Origin of the sequence: Mesorhizobium sp. M0587 (assembly GCF_040320945.1) — a bacterium.
In the GTDB taxonomy this organism is placed as follows: Bacteria; Pseudomonadota; Alphaproteobacteria; order Rhizobiales; family Rhizobiaceae; genus Mesorhizobium.
In genome coordinates this window covers 1-14,978 of record NZ_JAMYQP010000038.1, presented here as the reverse complement: position 1 = coordinate 14,978, position 14,978 = coordinate 1, and the positions used below count along the sequence as shown (strand labels likewise).

General features: G+C 62.1%; 13 protein-coding genes and 1 pseudogene. 8 read left to right on the top strand and 6 right to left on the bottom strand.

Going from position 1 to position 14,978, the window contains the following annotated elements:
- Nucleotides 1–111: 111 nt before the first annotated feature.
- From NKI49_RS26735 to NKI49_RS26720, 4 genes and pseudogenes are all read right to left on the bottom strand, one after another.
- Nucleotides 112–480 carry a hypothetical protein gene (locus NKI49_RS26735; RefSeq protein WP_352605728.1) on the bottom strand — a complete coding sequence of 123 codons (369 nt, stop codon included), beginning with the start codon at nucleotides 478–480 and terminating at the stop codon, nucleotides 112–114.
- Nucleotides 481–966: 486 nt separating this feature from the next.
- Nucleotides 967–1,431, bottom strand: a pseudogene (locus NKI49_RS26730) (SDR family NAD(P)-dependent oxidoreductase); the annotation flags it as partial.
- A 54-nt stretch (nucleotides 1,432–1,485) separates the two neighbouring features.
- Nucleotides 1,486–1,800 (bottom strand): YMGG-like glycine zipper-containing protein, encoded by a 315-nt coding sequence (locus NKI49_RS26725; RefSeq protein WP_352605730.1) that lies wholly within the window; start codon nucleotides 1,798–1,800, stop codon nucleotides 1,486–1,488.
- A gap of 923 nt (nucleotides 1,801–2,723) precedes the next feature.
- A complete protein-coding gene (locus NKI49_RS26720; RefSeq protein ID WP_352605732.1) occupies nucleotides 2,724–3,089 on the bottom strand; it encodes a hypothetical protein in 366 nt (121 codons plus the stop codon).
- Between the two features lie 28 nt (nucleotides 3,090–3,117).
- On the opposite strand from NKI49_RS26720, the gene NKI49_RS26715 reads away from it, so the two are divergent.
- The 8 genes from NKI49_RS26715 to NKI49_RS26680 all read left to right on the top strand — a co-directional run bounded on the left by NKI49_RS26715 (nucleotide 3,118) and on the right by NKI49_RS26680 (nucleotide 12,633).
- Complete coding sequence (locus NKI49_RS26715) at nucleotides 3,118–4,428, top strand: ABC transporter substrate-binding protein (RefSeq protein WP_352605734.1); 1,311 nt, start codon at nucleotides 3,118–3,120, stop codon at nucleotides 4,426–4,428.
- A 74-nt stretch (nucleotides 4,429–4,502) separates the two neighbouring features.
- Complete coding sequence (locus tag NKI49_RS26710; protein ID WP_352605736.1) at nucleotides 4,503–5,378, top strand: ABC transporter permease; 876 nt, start codon at nucleotides 4,503–4,505, stop codon at nucleotides 5,376–5,378.
- Nucleotides 5,375–6,286 (top strand): ABC transporter permease, encoded by a 912-nt coding sequence (locus NKI49_RS26705; RefSeq protein ID WP_352605738.1) that lies wholly within the window; start codon nucleotides 5,375–5,377, stop codon nucleotides 6,284–6,286. The genes NKI49_RS26710 and NKI49_RS26705 overlap by 4 nt, the downstream gene beginning before the upstream one ends.
- Nucleotides 6,283–7,389 (top strand): ABC transporter ATP-binding protein, encoded by a 1,107-nt coding sequence (locus tag NKI49_RS26700; protein ID WP_352695825.1) that lies wholly within the window; start codon nucleotides 6,283–6,285, stop codon nucleotides 7,387–7,389. Before NKI49_RS26705 ends, NKI49_RS26700 begins: the two co-directional genes overlap by 4 nt.
- Before the next feature lie 16 nt (nucleotides 7,390–7,405).
- Complete coding sequence (locus NKI49_RS26695; protein ID WP_352605742.1) at nucleotides 7,406–7,882, top strand: (2Fe-2S)-binding protein; 477 nt, start codon at nucleotides 7,406–7,408, stop codon at nucleotides 7,880–7,882.
- A 13-nt stretch (nucleotides 7,883–7,895) separates the two neighbouring features.
- A complete protein-coding gene (locus NKI49_RS26690; protein WP_352605758.1) occupies nucleotides 7,896–10,283 on the top strand; it encodes a xanthine dehydrogenase family protein molybdopterin-binding subunit in 2,388 nt (795 codons plus the stop codon).
- 10 nt (nucleotides 10,284–10,293) lie between these two features.
- The gene (locus tag NKI49_RS26685) at nucleotides 10,294–11,121 is read left to right on the top strand and encodes an FAD binding domain-containing protein (protein WP_352605744.1); all 828 of its coding nucleotides are present in this window, start codon (nucleotides 10,294–10,296) and stop codon (nucleotides 11,119–11,121) included.
- Nucleotides 11,122–11,169: 48 nt separating this feature from the next.
- Nucleotides 11,170–12,633 carry an amidase gene (locus NKI49_RS26680; RefSeq protein ID WP_352695823.1) on the top strand — a complete coding sequence of 488 codons (1,464 nt, stop codon included), beginning with the start codon at nucleotides 11,170–11,172 and terminating at the stop codon, nucleotides 12,631–12,633.
- On the opposite strand, the gene NKI49_RS26675 is transcribed toward NKI49_RS26680, so the two are convergent.
- Both NKI49_RS26675 and NKI49_RS26670 read right to left on the bottom strand, forming a co-directional pair.
- Entirely contained in the window at nucleotides 12,620–13,672 is a 1,053-nt protein-coding gene (locus NKI49_RS26675) for a LysR substrate-binding domain-containing protein (protein WP_352608395.1), read from the bottom strand. The genes NKI49_RS26680 and NKI49_RS26675 overlap by 14 nt on opposite strands.
- Before the next feature lie 109 nt (nucleotides 13,673–13,781).
- Nucleotides 13,782–14,420, bottom strand: a complete 639-nt coding sequence (locus NKI49_RS26670; RefSeq protein ID WP_352695821.1) for a hypothetical protein — start codon at nucleotides 14,418–14,420, stop codon at nucleotides 13,782–13,784.
- Nucleotides 14,421–14,978 lie beyond the last annotated feature (558 nt).

Below are 14,978 nucleotides of genomic sequence, written 5' to 3'. Positions count from 1 at the left end.
CTGATAAGTTCAAAACCGGTCAGGCGATCGAGTTCACAGCCGACCGCGTCAATGGACGCATCACGGTCGCCCGTACAGTGACCCGGTCGAGCAATGCCATGGGCACGGAAGTCAGGATGAAGGTGCCGGGCAGAAAATCCTCCAGAGATTTTCTTTCCAATCGTCATGTGCGGAGCGGCTCAGGGGCATCTCTATTGGATATTTTCGCGCACCTACGCTCACATATGCCGGAAAGTTACAGCGAACGCGTGCACGATGCCTGCCCGCATCTTCATACCTGATGGCGCCGTTCGCTTCCGTCTCGACCAGGCCAATAGCGACATCAAAGTCATAGTCGCCATAGAGCGAGACATTGTTGTTCACTACGCTGAGCTGGACCGACGTGGCATCTGGAAAACTGGCTGTGTAAAAGACTAGTTGCTCCGCCGCCATCGAGGGCGTAGCCACCAACACGGCGGCAAATAATGCAATGGCGCGCACTTTCCTCCTCCCGGGGATCCAAGGTGAAACTATCACCTCTCGCGTCAATGTTCGAATCGAATCTCCACGTCGGCGTGGGCGGAGACATTCAGAGGGCTGGGATAGTCCTCGTAGCGGCAGCGCTCGAGGCGGCCGGCAGGCTCATGATGCGGATGCTAAGCACAATGCTTTTCCGCGGCAATTAGACTTCGTAAAGAACGAAATGGCTTGTTTCTTCACATGGCCACGAAGGGATCAAAGCATGAGTGGAACCGTTGGCGATCCTAGCTTTGTGCGCGATTTACAAGAAGGTCAACACCCGGGACACTAGCCATCGCTAGGTCAGGCGGTCGCAAAGCTGACCTCAACGGCCGACATGCGGTGCCGCTCGGCAAGCCTTGGGGCCGAAAGGAGACCGTCCGGTTTTATGCCGGGCGACGCGAAAAGCGGACGCACGACCACCCGATGCCGAAGTGCATGCGTATGCTGCGCCTCGGTCCATCACCCTCATTCTCCCAAAGAGCCTGCGGCCATCTCCCACAGGCGTTGCGCGTTGGCGATATCGAGCGCGTATGGGGCAACGCCTTCCAACCTCAACTGGGGGCGGCTCGGCACGACCGGGGCCTCGGCGCAGTTCTCGAAATACCGTCCGTTCGTTCCCTCGACCAACGGCGAGACCGCGAGAAGCACCGATGTCGCAGCCCCCTCTTCGGGTGTCTTGCGAAGGTGTTCGGGCGTACGCAGTCCTCCGGTATGACGCTGCAGGTTTGTCGCGATGGCTCCCGGATTGAGCGCATTGGACACGATCCCGTCGTCGGCCCATCTATCCCGGATCCCCACGGACAGGAGGGTGCAAGCTGTCTTCGACTGGGCATAAGCAAGAAGCGGATCGTATGGGAGGAAGTAGAAATGCGGGTCGTCCCAGAAGACCGGACCGAACAGGCTGCCACTGGAGCTGACGGAGACAACGCGCGGCCATCCGCTGGAGGGCGGCGCCGCAATCGTCGCCCTTCCTACTAAGACGGATCAATAATTGCCGTTGTAGTACCGATCGTCGCAGGGCGCGGTGTAGATGCGACCGTAGCGGTCCTGATAGCGGCAGAGTTCTTCGCCGCGACGCTGCGGGGTCGTGGCTGAACCGACGACCGCTCCGAGCAGCGCGCCGCTGGCCGCGCCGATGACCGTGCTCTTGGTGTTGCCGCCAATCGCCTGGCCGACGAGGGCGCCGCCGGCACCGCCGATCAGCGCGCCGGTTCCGGCCCGCTGCTGACCCTCTGTCTGCGCGCAGCCTGCAAGTGCGGCGGCCACCAGAATTGTTGCAATGGCTTTGTGACGATTCATCGTGAGGTCTCCTTAAACGCCTGAAATCCCTATGCCTTGTCAGATCAGGTTGCTTTGCGGCGGAACGGCGGCAGCCGCACTCACGATATGAGACATGGTTTCTCGCGGGTTGATGATGGGCCGCAAGAGTCTGGTGAGTTGATTTGAGAAGACCAGCCCCATTAGAACGAAACTCGGGGCACAAGGCAGAGCACTTTATGAGGCAAGGCTTCTCGAACGCCCAGCCTTTCTGGCCTGCCCGATCGATCCTGCTGGGCAAGTCCGAGCTGGGGTCGACACGCGACCTTCGCGCCAACACCGGCAGAGCCGGGAAGTGGCGGCACCACGACCTCCAGCGCGGTCGCCTGCGACGTCAGCTTTCAGGAACGGCAAAGCGGATCTAGACGGGCGAGATGAGGCGCGTTCCTGCCTGGCTATTAGCCTTCTGCTCGGACTTGTCGGTACGTGGTCGTTGGAAATTTCGGGCCCCATGCCAAACCGCAAGATCGGTCGAGCACGTTATGGCCGTCGGCGACTAAGCTGGAGCGTCCGTGCACAGCGCCCGGTTTTGGGAAGACAACAGTATCGCTTCGAACTTGCAAGAGTAGATTTCAACGAATTCGCGACGGTAGCAACCGGCGGCGAAGCCCGATGCATTCGCCATCTCGTGGCGATCGCAACCTTGCCGTCGGCGATACAAGTGGCGTTCCCACCTGTGACGACGTTGTCGAAATCGGTAGGCACACCGGCCAGTAGTCGCGGCCTCTATGATCGAGATGTGCAATATCGACGGTAGCTGCCGAGACGGCACTTGTCGCTGGGGCAGGATCGCATTTGCCCGGCAATCTGAAGCCCGATCAATCACGGAGCCGAAGCCTTTTAGAATCCTTACGGGCGTTGACAGCCTCAATTATGAAGATCCACACATCGGGATGTGTCCGAAGCTACACACCCGTCCTCGCGGCGTGTTCCTGGCGCGATAGATCATGGATGCCTGGCGCACGTTGACGATCAATAAGGATCAGCCACGGTAAGCTCGGCAGAGCAGCGCCTTGCATTTTTTTCACAACGCCTGCAAGTCGTCGGCTGACGGATTCGCCAATTGCTGAATCTTCCAGCAGAAAATCTCGGCAAGGTGGCGCTTTTGCATACGTTTTGGCTATTTTGTGCTTGCCCGTGCCCATATCGGCGGCAGATTTGCGCTGCTTATGGTTGGGATTTTTACTTCTAATTTGGCGCATCGCGCAAAAAATATATCCTGCCCCCAGCAGACAGCCAGACATTGAAAGAATGTGGATTGCCGACGACACGCTCGGCATGCAGGGGAAGGGTTTGACCATGAAACAGGTGAAAGAGTCGACGAATGCACTGACCAGAAGAAAGTTTCTCAAAGGCAGCGCGGTCGCGGCCGGAGCCGCCGTCGGATCGGGCGCGATAGGCGGGTTCCCGACGATCTGGGCCCAGGAGATCAAGGACATTGAACTGCGCCATCTCGGCGTTTCTTACTCGGTGGTCAAGGCGATCGGCGACCAGGCTGCCAAGGATCTCGGCTTCAAGGTGACGATGCAGAACCTCGACACCTCGGCAGCCATCAACCGCTTCATCACCCAGCCGAATTCAGTCGATATCGCCGATCTGGAAGGCTGGCAGGCCAAGCTTGCCGTCAAGCGCGGCGTGCTCCAGGGCATCGAAGCCAAGAGGATCAAGGAATTCGACAACTTCCTGCCGATCTTCACCAAAGGCGAACTCGACGGGCACAAGATCCCGCGCCAGGGTATTTCCCCCTACGAGGCTCTCTACATCGAGAAACCGGACTCCACAGAACTGCATGACGGCGTCACGGAATGGCTGACAAATGTGCCGCAGGTCTACAATGCTGATCCCATCGGTTATCGTCCCGATCTCGTCGGCCATCCGGTCACCGAATGGAAGGAATTGATCGACCCGAAGTTCAAGGGCAAGGCGGCGATCCTCGACGTGCCGGCGATTGGTATCATGGACGCCGCCCTTTGTTTCGAGAGCGCCGACCTGATCAAGTACGGCAACAAGGGAAACATGACCAAGGCTGAGATCGACTTCACCATCGACAAGCTGATCGAACTGAAGAAGTCGGGCCACTTCCGCGCCACCTGGACCACATTCGACCAGTCAGTGCAGCTGATGACGGCCGGCGAGGTGATCATCCAGTCGATGTGGTCGCCGGCCGTCGCCGCGGTGCGCGTCAAGGAGATCCCTTGCGTCTACGCTCCGGTCAACAAGAGGGGTGACAAGGAAGGCTATCGCGGCTGGTGCAACGGCATGGGCTTGATGAAACATCTCGCCGGCAAGAAGCTCGACGCAGCCTATGAATATATGAACTGGTACATGTCGGGCTGGCAGGGCGCCTTCGTTAGCCGCTACGGCTATTACAGCCCGGTTCCCTCCACGGCGAAGAAGTTCATGACGCCGGACGAATACACCTTCTGGTACGAAGGCAAACCGGGACCCGAAGAAGTTAAGGACCCCTATGGTGTGCCGATGGAGAAGGCGGGCACCGTCCGCGACGGCGGCTCCTTCGTCGAGCGCGTCACCAACATCTCATGCTGGAACACGCTGATGGATGAGGCGGCCTACATGAACAAGCGCTGGAACGACTTCAAGGTCGCCTAAGACGCTAGCTGCAACCGGATCGCGCATGCCGTGCCCGATCCATACCTTCAGCTGAAGATCTTCGGAGAGGCGCGATGGCGCATAGCGCTGCGTTCAAGCGAAGTCTGGCCGGATGGGCCTATGTGGCCCCGCTGGTCGTCATTCTGATCCCGTTTTTCGTGCTGCCGCTGATCGCCGTGGTGGCCGCGAGCTTTTTCGAGACCGATGGCTTCGGCGGATTGTTCCCCGCCTTCAACCTCGGCAATTACACCCAGATCCTGACTTCGGGACTGACGTTCAATCTCTACTACGAGACGATCAAGTTCGCTGTGCTGACCTGGTTCTTCAGCATCCTGATCGGCTTCTTCGTCGCTTATTTCCTCGTCTTCCATGTTAAGAACCAGTTGCTGGCGCTCGGGCTGTTCCTGCTCTGTACGGTACCGTTCTGGACCTCGAACATCATCCGGATGATTTCCTGGATCCCCTTGCTCGGCAAGGAAGGGCTGGTCAACGAGGCCTTTCTCAAGCTCGGACTGATCGATCAGCCGCTTGAATTCCTGCTGTTCTCCAGCTTCGCGGTGGTGGTCGCCTACGTCCACCAGCTCACCATCTTCATGATCGTGCCGATTTTCCACGCCATGGGCCGCATCGACAAGTGCGTCGTCGAGGCCGCGCTCGATGCTGGCGCCAGCCGTTTCGACATCATGCGCCTGATCATCGTGCCGCTGTCGAAGAGCGGCATCGCGCTCGGCTCGATCTTCGTGATCTCGATCGTCATGGGCGACTTCTTCGTCGTCAAGGTGATGTCGGGCGGCGGCTCGGCCTCCGTCGTCGGCGCTTTCTACGAGGACATCTCGGTGCTGCAATACCCGACCGCCGCGGCGAGCGCGGTTCTGCTGACGATAATCCTCGTCCTCACGGTCGGCCTCATCCTGAGCTTCGTCGACATCCGCAACGAGATCACGCGATGAGCCTGGCCCGTATCTCGGACGTGGCGGCCACCGGCGTACCGGCGCGCAGAAGCCGGGCGATTGCGCCAGCCAGTGGACGGCCTTGGACCTTTTATGTGCTTGCCACGCTGTTCACGCTGTATTTGTTGGCGCTCTACGGTCCGATGGCCTGCATCTATATCCTCTCCTTCCAGGATCTGCGCGGCGGGCTGGTCTTCCCGATGAAGGGCCTGTCGCTGCACTGGTTCATCGACCTGTTCACGCAGGTTCGCACCGGCGACGTCAAAGGCTCCTTCGAGCGCTCGTTCGAGCTCGCGATCATCGTCACTGTGCTGACCGTGGTCGTGTCCTTCCTGGCCGGGCTTGGCTTCCGCATACGCTTCGCCGGCGACACCATCGTCTTCTATATGATGATCGGCAGCCTGGTCGCTCCTGGCCTGGTGCTCGGCATCGGCGTCGGGCTCATTTTCAACGCGGTCGGCATCGACGCAAGCCTATTCACCTCCGCACTTGGCGCCCAGCTTTCGTGGACGCTGCCCTTCGGCGTCCTGGTTATGTTCGCCGTCATGTCGCGCTTCGATCATGCCTGGGAAGAAGCGGCGCGCGACCTCGGCGCCTCGCCCTGGCAGACGATCTGGCTCGTCGTGATCCCGGTGCTGGCACCCGGCCTGGTCGCTGTCGCGCTGTTCGGCTTCACGCTCTCCTATGACGAATTCGCCCGGACGCTGCAGACGGCCGGCTCGCTCAACACGCTGCCCCTGGAGATCTGGAGCATGACGCTGAACATAACCTCGCCGGCGCTCTACGCGCTCGGCACTGTAACCACGATCGTTTCTTTCCTCGTCATCGGCGCAAGCCTGGGCACGATCGCCTTCATCCAGAAGCGGCGCGAGGCGCGCGCGCCCGGCCAGCCGGGAGGCGCGGCGTGAGCCCAGGCAAGGGTCAGATCGAGATCGCCGGCGTCGCCAAGAGCTATGACGGCTTCACCTATGCTGTCGACGGCGTCAATCTGAAGATCCCGGACGGCGCCTATTGCTGCATTCTGGGCCCATCCGGCTGCGGCAAGACGACGATCCTGCGCATGATCGCCGGGCATGAGGATCCGACTGTCGGCGAGATCCTGATCGGCGGCGAGAATGTTGTCGGCTTGCCGCCGGTCGAGCGCCGCACGGCGATGATGTTTCAGTCTTACGCACTGTTTCCGCATCTCACGGTGCGCGACAACATCGCATTCGCGCTCAGGGTTCGCGGGCTTTCGAAGACGCAGCGCTACGCCAGGACCGACGCCATGATCGAGAAGGTGCGGATGACCGAGTTTTCCAACCGTCTCCCGGCGCAGCTGTCCGGCGGTCAGCAGCAGCGCGTGGCGCTGGCCCGTGCGGCGATCACCGAACCGCGGGTGCTGCTGCTCGATGAGCCACTGTCGGCACTCGATGAGCATCTGCGCATCAAGATGCGCGCCGAACTGGGGCGTATGCAGCGCGAACTCAGCATCACCTTCGTCCATGTCACGCACACCCAGCTCGAGGCGATCGCGCTCGCCGACCTGGTTGTGGTCATGGAAAACGGCAAGATCAAGCAGGCCGGTCCGGCGCGCGAAATCTACGCCGCACCGAAGGATCGCTATGTCGCTGAGTTTCTTGGCGGGCAGAACGTGCTGAGCGGCAAGGTCGGCAAGATCAACGGCGCGCGGGCGATGATCGCGAGCCCCGAGATCGCCGGCATTCAAATTCCGATGCACGCCGGCGCCCGGCTGGAAGCTGGCCAGGCGATCGACATCGCGGTGCGGCGCGACGATATCGAGCTCTTCCGCAAGGACACGGCTCTGTCGGACAAGGACATGGCGTCGGTGCCGGCGACGATCCTCGGCATCGAGTATCAGGGCAATTTCGTCAAGGTGATGCTGGACGCAGCCGGCGAGGCGGAATTCGTCGCGTATGTGCCGGAGCGCCGTTTTTTCGAGAATCCGTTCGAGGTTGGCGACAGCGTGCTTGCAGCATGGCTGATCGACCGCGCACATTTGCTTGCCTAAGGATTTGGAGTCCGTCATGGAAATCAGCCTCACGCTCAACGCACGACCGATCAGCATTTCGGTCGAACCGGCGATGCTGTTGGTCGAGCTGCTGCGCGAACAACTCTCGCTCACCGGGACGCATGTCGGCTGCGACACCAGCCAATGCGGCGCCTGCCTGGTGCATTTCAACGGCGAGTCCGTGAAGAGCTGCACCATGCTGGCGATCTCGGCGGATGGCGGCTCGGTGATGACCGTCGAAGGCCTGTCGGCTGCCGGGCTGGCGAAGCTGCATCCGATGCAGCAGGCGTTCCATGATAATCACGGGCTGCAATGCGGCTTCTGCACGCCGGGCATGCTGATGAGCGCGGTCGACCTTGTCGGGCGCAATCCCGACCCGAGCGAGACGGAAGTGCGCGATTGGCTGGAAGGCAATCTCTGCCGCTGCACCGGCTACCATAACATCGTCAAATCGGTGATCGCCGGCGCTGCCGCCATGCGCGATGCGAAGTGAGGGGCTCATGAGCATGTCAAAAGTGATCGGCATCGGCGCGGCGCCAAAGCGCAAGGAGGATCTGCGCTTCGTTACCGGGCGCGGCAACTACGTCGCGGACATCAAGCGGCCCGGCATGGTGTTCGGCGCGTTCCTGCGTTCGCCGCATGCGCATGCCCGGCTGGAGGCGATCGATGTGACGGCGGCCCGGGCCATGGCGGGCGTGGTGGCGATCTACACCGGCGAAGACCTGAAAGCCGACAATGTCGGCGGCCTCCCGGTCGGCTGGGGCATCCATGGCAAGGACGGCAATCCAATGAAGGAGCCGCCGCATCCGCCGATCGCGCATGGCAAGGTGCGCCATGTTGGCGACGCCGTCGCCTTCGTGGTGGCGGACTCGGTCGAGCAGGCGCGGAGCGCCGCGGAAGTCATCGAAGTCCAGTACGAGATCCTGCCTGCTGTGGTCAGCGTCGTCGAAGCTTTGCAGGCGGGGGCGCCCGCCGTCTACGACGACATTCCGGACAATCTGTGCTGCGACTGGGAACTGGGCGATGCCGCCGCCGTGGAGGCGGCTTTCGCCGACGCCGCGCATGTCGCCAGCATCGAGCTGGTCAACAACCGCCTGATCGGCAATCCGATGGAGCCGCGCGCGGCTATTGGCGAGTATGATTTCGCCAGCGGCCAGCACACGCTGTGGACCACCAGCCAGTTTCCCCATGTGGTGCGCTTCCTGATGGGCGAGTTCGTGCTTCATATCCCCCAGCACAAATTGCGCGTCGTGGCGCCCGACGTCGGCGGTGGTTTCGGCGTCAAGCAGTTCCACTATGCCGAGGAAGCCGTCGTCACCTGGGCCGCCGCCAAGCTCGGCCGACCGGTCAAATGGGTGTGTGAGAGGTCGGAAGGCTTCCTCTCCGACGCCCATGGCCGCGACCATTTCACCGAGGCCGACCTGGCCCTCGACGAGAGCGGCAAGTTCCTCGGCCTGAGGGTGCGAACGCTCGCCAATATGGGCGGCTATCTCTCGACCTTTGGACCCAACATCCCGACCAATCTTTATGCACCGCTGCTGTCGGGGGTCTATCGCATGCCGGCGATCCACTGCTCGGTCAAGGTGGTGTTCACCAACACCGTTCCCGTGGATGCCTATCGCGGCGCCGGGCGGCCGGAAGCGACTTTCGTGCTGGAGCGTCTGGTCGACGTGGCGGCGATCGAGATGGGCATCGACAAGCGCGCCATCCGGCGCCGCAACATGATCCCGACGGAGGCCTATCCTTACCAGACGCCGGTCATCGTCGAATATGACAGCGGCGATCCGATAGGCTGCCTCGACCGTGCCGAGAAGCTCGCCGATGTCGATGGCTTCGAGCAGCGACGGCTGGAATCGGCGCGTCGCGGCAAACATCGCGGCCTTGGGCTCTCTACCTATGTCGAAGCCTGCGGGCTGGCGCCATCGCGGCTCGCCGGCAGTCTCGGCGCGCGCGGCGGGCTTTACGAAAGCGCCACGGTGCGCGTGCATCCGACCGGCGCCGTCACCGTGCTGATCGGCACCCACAATCACGGCCAGGGCCACGAGACGACATTCGCGCAGATCGTCTCGGATCGTCTTGGTGTGCCCTTCGAGGATATCGACATCGTCTGCGGCGACACCGCCAAGGTTCAGTTCGGCATGGGCACCTACGGCTCGCGCTCGCTCGTCGTCGGCGGTGCCGCACTTTCGAAGGCAGCCGACAAGGTGATCCTGAAGGGCAGGAAGATCGCGGCCCACCAGCTCGAGGCCGATCTGGGGGATATCGTCTTCGAGGCGGGGGAGTTCTCCGTCGCCGGCACGGATCGCAAGAAGAAGTTCACCGAGATTGCCGGCGCGGCCTATGTACCCTTCGACTATCCGCTGGAAACGCTCGAGCCGGGGCTCGAAGAGCAAGCCTACTACGACCCGGTCAACTTCACCTATCCCGGCGGTGCGCATTTCGCCGAAGTCGAGATCGACCCCGACACCGGCACGGTGACGCTCGAGCGCTATACCGCCGTCGACGATGTCGGCACGATCATCAATCCGATGATCGTCGAGGGCCAGTTGCAAGGTGGCATCGCCCAGGGCGTCGGCCAGGCGCTGTTCGAGCACGCCGTCTACGACGAGAGTTCCGGACAGCTGCTGTCCGGGTCCTTCATGGATTATTGCATGCCGCGCGCCGACAATTTCCCGGCGATCGTCGTTGCGCCGCACTCCACCACCTGCACTCATACGCCGATGGGCGTGAAGGGGTGTGGCGAGTGCGGCACCATCGGTTCTCCCGCCGCCGTCATCAACGCCGTGGTCGACGCCCTGCAGCCACTGGGCATCACCCATGTCGACATGCCGGCCACGCCGAACCGGATCTGGAACATCATCCGCAATTCGCGCGCCGCGCTTGCAGCCGAATGAGGAGGCTTCGATGAAATCCTTCGGCTATCTGAAGCCCGAGACGACTGTGGCGGCAGCCACTCTGCTTGCCGAACATGATGATGCCAGGATCCTCGCCGGCGGCATGACCCTGCTGCCCACCATGAAGCAAGGCCTCGCCGCGCCGGCCGCGATCATCGATCTCTCGGCGGTGGCGGCACTTCGCGAGATGCAATGGGAGGAGGGTGCCCTGGTCGTCGGCGCAATGGCGCGCCACTACGATGTGGCGTCCTCCGCGCTGGTGCGGGCGCATATCCCCGCACTGGCCTCGCTCGCCGGGCAGATCGGCGACCCGCAAGTGCGCCATCGCGGCACGATCGGCGGCTCCGTTGCCAACAACGATCCAGCCGCCGACTATCCGGCGGCGATCCTCGCCCTCGATGCCACCGTGGTCACGACCACGCGGACCGTCGCCGCTGATGATTTCTTCGTCGACATGTTCGAGACGGCGCTTGAGCCAGGGGAAATCATCACCGGTTTTCGCATCCCGGTTCCCGAGATGGCGGCCTACGCGAAATTCCGCAGCCCGGCGTCGCGCTATGCGCTTGTCGGCGTGTTCGTCGCACGGACGGCCGGAAAGGTTCGTGTCGCCGTCACCGGTGCGGCCTCGTCGGTTTTCAGGGCGCTCGACATCGAGGCTGCGCTGCAGGAACGGTTCGATCCGGATGCGCTCAACCGCGTCTCGATGGATCCATCAAGATTGAATTCCGATATCCACGCGGATCGCGGCTATCGCGCCAATCTGGTGATGGTCATGGCACGGCGAGCGGTAGCGGCTGCGCTTCAAAACGCCGGCCAGGGTGCAACAAAAGGACAATAGCGGCCGGCCGGCGCGGTTCGGCCGCGCGAGTCCGGCCCGGGAGGGCTTATGACCGTCAATCCAGCCAATTTCGGCGCGGCCAGCGCGCCGGGCGACCTTGCGCGTCTTTCCGCCGCCGACATGGTCGCCGGCTACAGAGCAGGCCGTTTCGACGCTGTCGACGTGATCGACGATACGGTGTCGGCGCTCCGCCGCGCGGACGCTGTCTGCGACATCGTGGTGACCGACCTTTATGACGAGGCTGTTTCCGCCGCCAAGGTGATCGCACAGCGCTACCGAAAGGGCATTGAGAACCGTGCGCTGGCGGGCGTTCCTGTCACCGTAAAGGATCTCGTCTTCGTCGCCGGTAAACCGGCGAAAGCGGGCGCACCTTCGCTTGCCGGTTTCGTGCCTGAGGTCGATGCGCATGTCGTGCGCCGCCTGCGCGACGCCGGCGCCATCGTAACCTGCAAAACGACCACTTGTGAATCCGGCTACAAGCTCACCGCCGACAGTCCGGTCAGCGGCATTACCCGCAATCCCTGGTCACCGGACCGCACCAGTGGGGGCTCCAGCGGCGGTGCCGCAGCCGGTGTCGCCGCCGGCTGCGGCCCGCTGGCGATTGGCACCGACGGCGTCGGTTCGATCCGCGTCCCGGCTTCGTTCTGCGGGGTCTTTGGTCTCAAGCCGACTTTTGGCCTCGTTTCGCGCGCGCCCGGCTTCTTCCCGCCGTCGTGGGGATCGCTCGCGCATACCGGCCCCATTGCTCGAACCGTCGCCGATGCGGCCCTGCTGCTCGAGACAATTGCGGGCTACGACGTGCGCGACGCCGCCTCGCTCGCCCTGAAGCCACAGGAATATTCGAGGATACCGCCGTCAGCGAAGGGCCTGCGCGTCGCCTTCTCGGCCGATTTCGGCTACGCGCCGATCGATCCGCAGGTCCGCGCGGCGTTTGCCACCGCAGTGGATATCCTGGCGTCCGCCGGCGCCGAACTCGTCGAGTTCCCTTTTACCCTCGATCCGCAGATGCTCGACAAGGTGCTCAAGCCGATCGCCTTCACCGAACAAGCGGCATCGGTCGGCGACCGCGGTGAAGAGGCGTTTGTCGATTCGGACGATGCGTTCCGCGCGGTTCTTCAAAAAGGCCTCCGCTACAGTGGCGCGGACTACATGGCGGCAACGCATCTGCGCACAAGGCTGAGGAGCCAGTTCGTCGAGCTGTTCGGCACCGTCGACATATTGCTGACGCCGACGGTCGCAGTCACCGCCTTCGCGGCCGGCACGCTCGGTGCATCCTGCGTCGACGGGCGTCCGGTCGACGCGCATCTGGGCTGGTCGCCCTTCACCTGGCCGGTCAATCTGTGCGGCCTGCCAGCCGCGACGGTTCCTTGCGGGCGCGATTCCTCGGGGCTGCCGATCGGCCTGCAGATGATCGCGCCATGGATGCGGGAGAGCTCTGTCATTGCGCTGGCGGGAGCCTTGGAGCAGGCACGGCCTTGGGCGCTGGAATGGCCGCCGCTCAACTTCCAGTGAGGGGTTCTTCGCTTCCAGCTTCACGCATGTCCGGCATCAGCACACCGCTGATCTCGCGGCTGATATCGAGATAGTGCGAAAGATAGTCGTACAGCGCCTTGGCGGCCGGCGTGGTCGCGCCTTGCGCCTTGTAGAGCAGCAGGTCCACTTTCGGCAGTGTCGGAAATTCGCCGCTGGCGACGATCTCGCGCATGCCCGAAACGAGCGCGCTGCGGCCGAGCACTGTGACGGCCATACCCGAAAACACCGCGGCTTGGAGGCCGCTGACGCTTTCGCTGACGCAGGCGATGCGCCAGGGGCGGCCCGCCATTTCGAGGTGCTCGATGGCGTGGTCGCGATAGATGTTGCCAGGCGGCAGCAGTGCCAGAGGCAAGGGTGACTCGATATGCGCCGTTGAGTGTTCCCCGGTGATCCAGACGAGCTGTTCCTGACGCACGACCCGCCCGCCGATGAAGTCGTTCATTCGCGTGACCAGCGCGATGTCGATTTCGCCGCGATGGACCTGCGCAACCAGCGGCGTCGACAGCGAACATTGAAGCTGGACCTGGACACGCGGGAAGGCGCGCTGGAATACGGCTAAGATCGACGGCAGCAGATAGGCCGCGTAGAGATCGGGCGTACCAAGGATCACCTGGCCTTCGATGTCGGGCGACGACAGGCGTGACAGCAGCTCGTCGTGCAGGCGTAGGATCGAATTTGCATAAGAAAGCACCAGCCTGCCGTCGGAAGTAAGCACCATCTTGCGTCCGTCGTGACGGAACAGGTTGCAGCCGCAAATGTCGTCGAGTCGCTGAAGTTGCAGGGTAATGGCCGGTTGTGAGCGGCTGAGGCGCCGCGCCGTCTCCGTAATGCTGCCGGTTTTCGCGACACATTGCAGCGATCGGAGCATTCGTATGTCGACGCTGATGAGGTTCATATTCGTGCCCCGGGCCAGATCCGATGCGCCGAGTGAATTTAAGCAAGATTCGTTCCAATTTTCTGTGCGGCGTCTGCAGCTGTGGCCGGAGCGGACGCCGTTAGGTGTCGAGATGGCACGCAAGGGCGGTGTCCCTGCGAAGCGGGTCCTGAACGCGATGCGTTTGACAGCCCTCCTTGCGCATCTCGCACGGCGCAGGCAAACGTCCTAACCTGCTTGTGCGCCCGGCCCATCAGCGCAGGAGGCCGTCCTTCTCAAAATCTTCCCAGCCGCGCAAATCGGAGTGCGCGTTCTCATCGGGGCCATAGCCAGCTGAAGCTGCAGTTCCGCGACCGCTTCTTTGAGCGCGTTTCATAGCGGCCTTCCCCGCGGCTCGCCGCCTATTCTCCGCAGCTGTCGCTGCGTCCTGTTCGCGCCAGACCGTGACCAGATCGCGGTCAAGCACATCTTCCACGTGCTGCGGGTCGAACACGTGAAAGGTGATGTTGCTTGCCCGCCCGCGGAGTTTCACCGTTTTCGTCCCGGCGCTCTGCAAGCGACCATCTTTCAGCCAGCGGTGCCGTTCGGCCGTCGAGATCGTCAGAATGTCCTCGATTTCACGGGGGATTACGGGCAGGTCTTCGATATTCTGCAGTGCTTTGGATACGATCCCGAATACCACCTCCACATCATTCTCGGCGCCCTCAGACTGGCGCAGGGTGAGCACGCGAGACTCGATATTGAGCAATTTCCTGAACTCCGTTGGAAGGCGGGCGCGTATTTCGAGAAAAATACCCCTCGCTCTGACGGACGATCCAAACGTTGCAGCTGGGGTTAACGGCCACTCTCCCATCAGCTTCGCTGTTGCATTGATTTTTCGGCGCGTGGACATGCCCCTTTATATAGGTCACCGATTGTCGGCAGCGATGAGCCGATCGCAAAGCCAACATGAGTTCTAATCCGCCAGCGGTCTGAACCACGATGCCCTAAAGGCGCAACCATGATTGTTAGCGGGGCCGCTTGCAACTTCGGCTAACAGGAAGCGGCAGAGTTGATCTCAAAGTGCGATATCAGGCGCGTTGCCGCCTGGCGGCTTTTTGGGGGCCGAAACCTGACTGGCCTCTCCTGACGCCCGAAAAAACGATAGCGGATGTTCAACCTAGTTTGGGCCCAAAGCAGCCAATTTTGGCCAAATCGTGTGACCTCGCCAACAGCACTCCAAGTATTGGCGCTCCGGCTGATCGCGGCAACACCGACTCCGAGACGGCGATTGGAAAATGCTTCCAGTGCGGAGAGGAATTCCATCAGCGAGTGCTGACATCGTCTATCGGCCGCTGCGGTGGTGACTATAACGCCTTTATAAAGCTCGGCTGCCCGATACGTCCTGGACGTCATTCCGGAAAGTGCCATTCCTAGACGCACGGCGCGGGAGCGTCATCTATTCCGTCTG

Coding starts and splice junctions, on each gene's coding strand:
- NKI49_RS26680 (WP_352695823.1), top strand. CDS start 11,170: ATGACCGTCAATCCAGCCAATTTCGGCGCGGCCAGCGCGCCGGGCGAC.
- NKI49_RS26670 (WP_352695821.1), bottom strand. CDS start 14,420: ATGTCCACGCGCCGAAAAATCAATGCAACAGCGAAGCTGATGGGAGAG.
- NKI49_RS26695 (WP_352605742.1), top strand. CDS start 7,406: ATGGAAATCAGCCTCACGCTCAACGCACGACCGATCAGCATTTCGGTC.
- NKI49_RS26710 (WP_352605736.1), top strand. CDS start 4,503: ATGGCGCATAGCGCTGCGTTCAAGCGAAGTCTGGCCGGATGGGCCTAT.
- NKI49_RS26725 (WP_352605730.1), bottom strand. CDS start 1,800: ATGAATCGTCACAAAGCCATTGCAACAATTCTGGTGGCCGCCGCACTT.
- NKI49_RS26705 (WP_352605738.1), top strand. CDS start 5,375: ATGAGCCTGGCCCGTATCTCGGACGTGGCGGCCACCGGCGTACCGGCG.
- NKI49_RS26690 (WP_352605758.1), top strand. CDS start 7,896: ATGTCAAAAGTGATCGGCATCGGCGCGGCGCCAAAGCGCAAGGAGGAT.
- NKI49_RS26685 (WP_352605744.1), top strand. CDS start 10,294: ATGAAATCCTTCGGCTATCTGAAGCCCGAGACGACTGTGGCGGCAGCC.
- NKI49_RS26715 (WP_352605734.1), top strand. CDS start 3,118: ATGAAACAGGTGAAAGAGTCGACGAATGCACTGACCAGAAGAAAGTTT.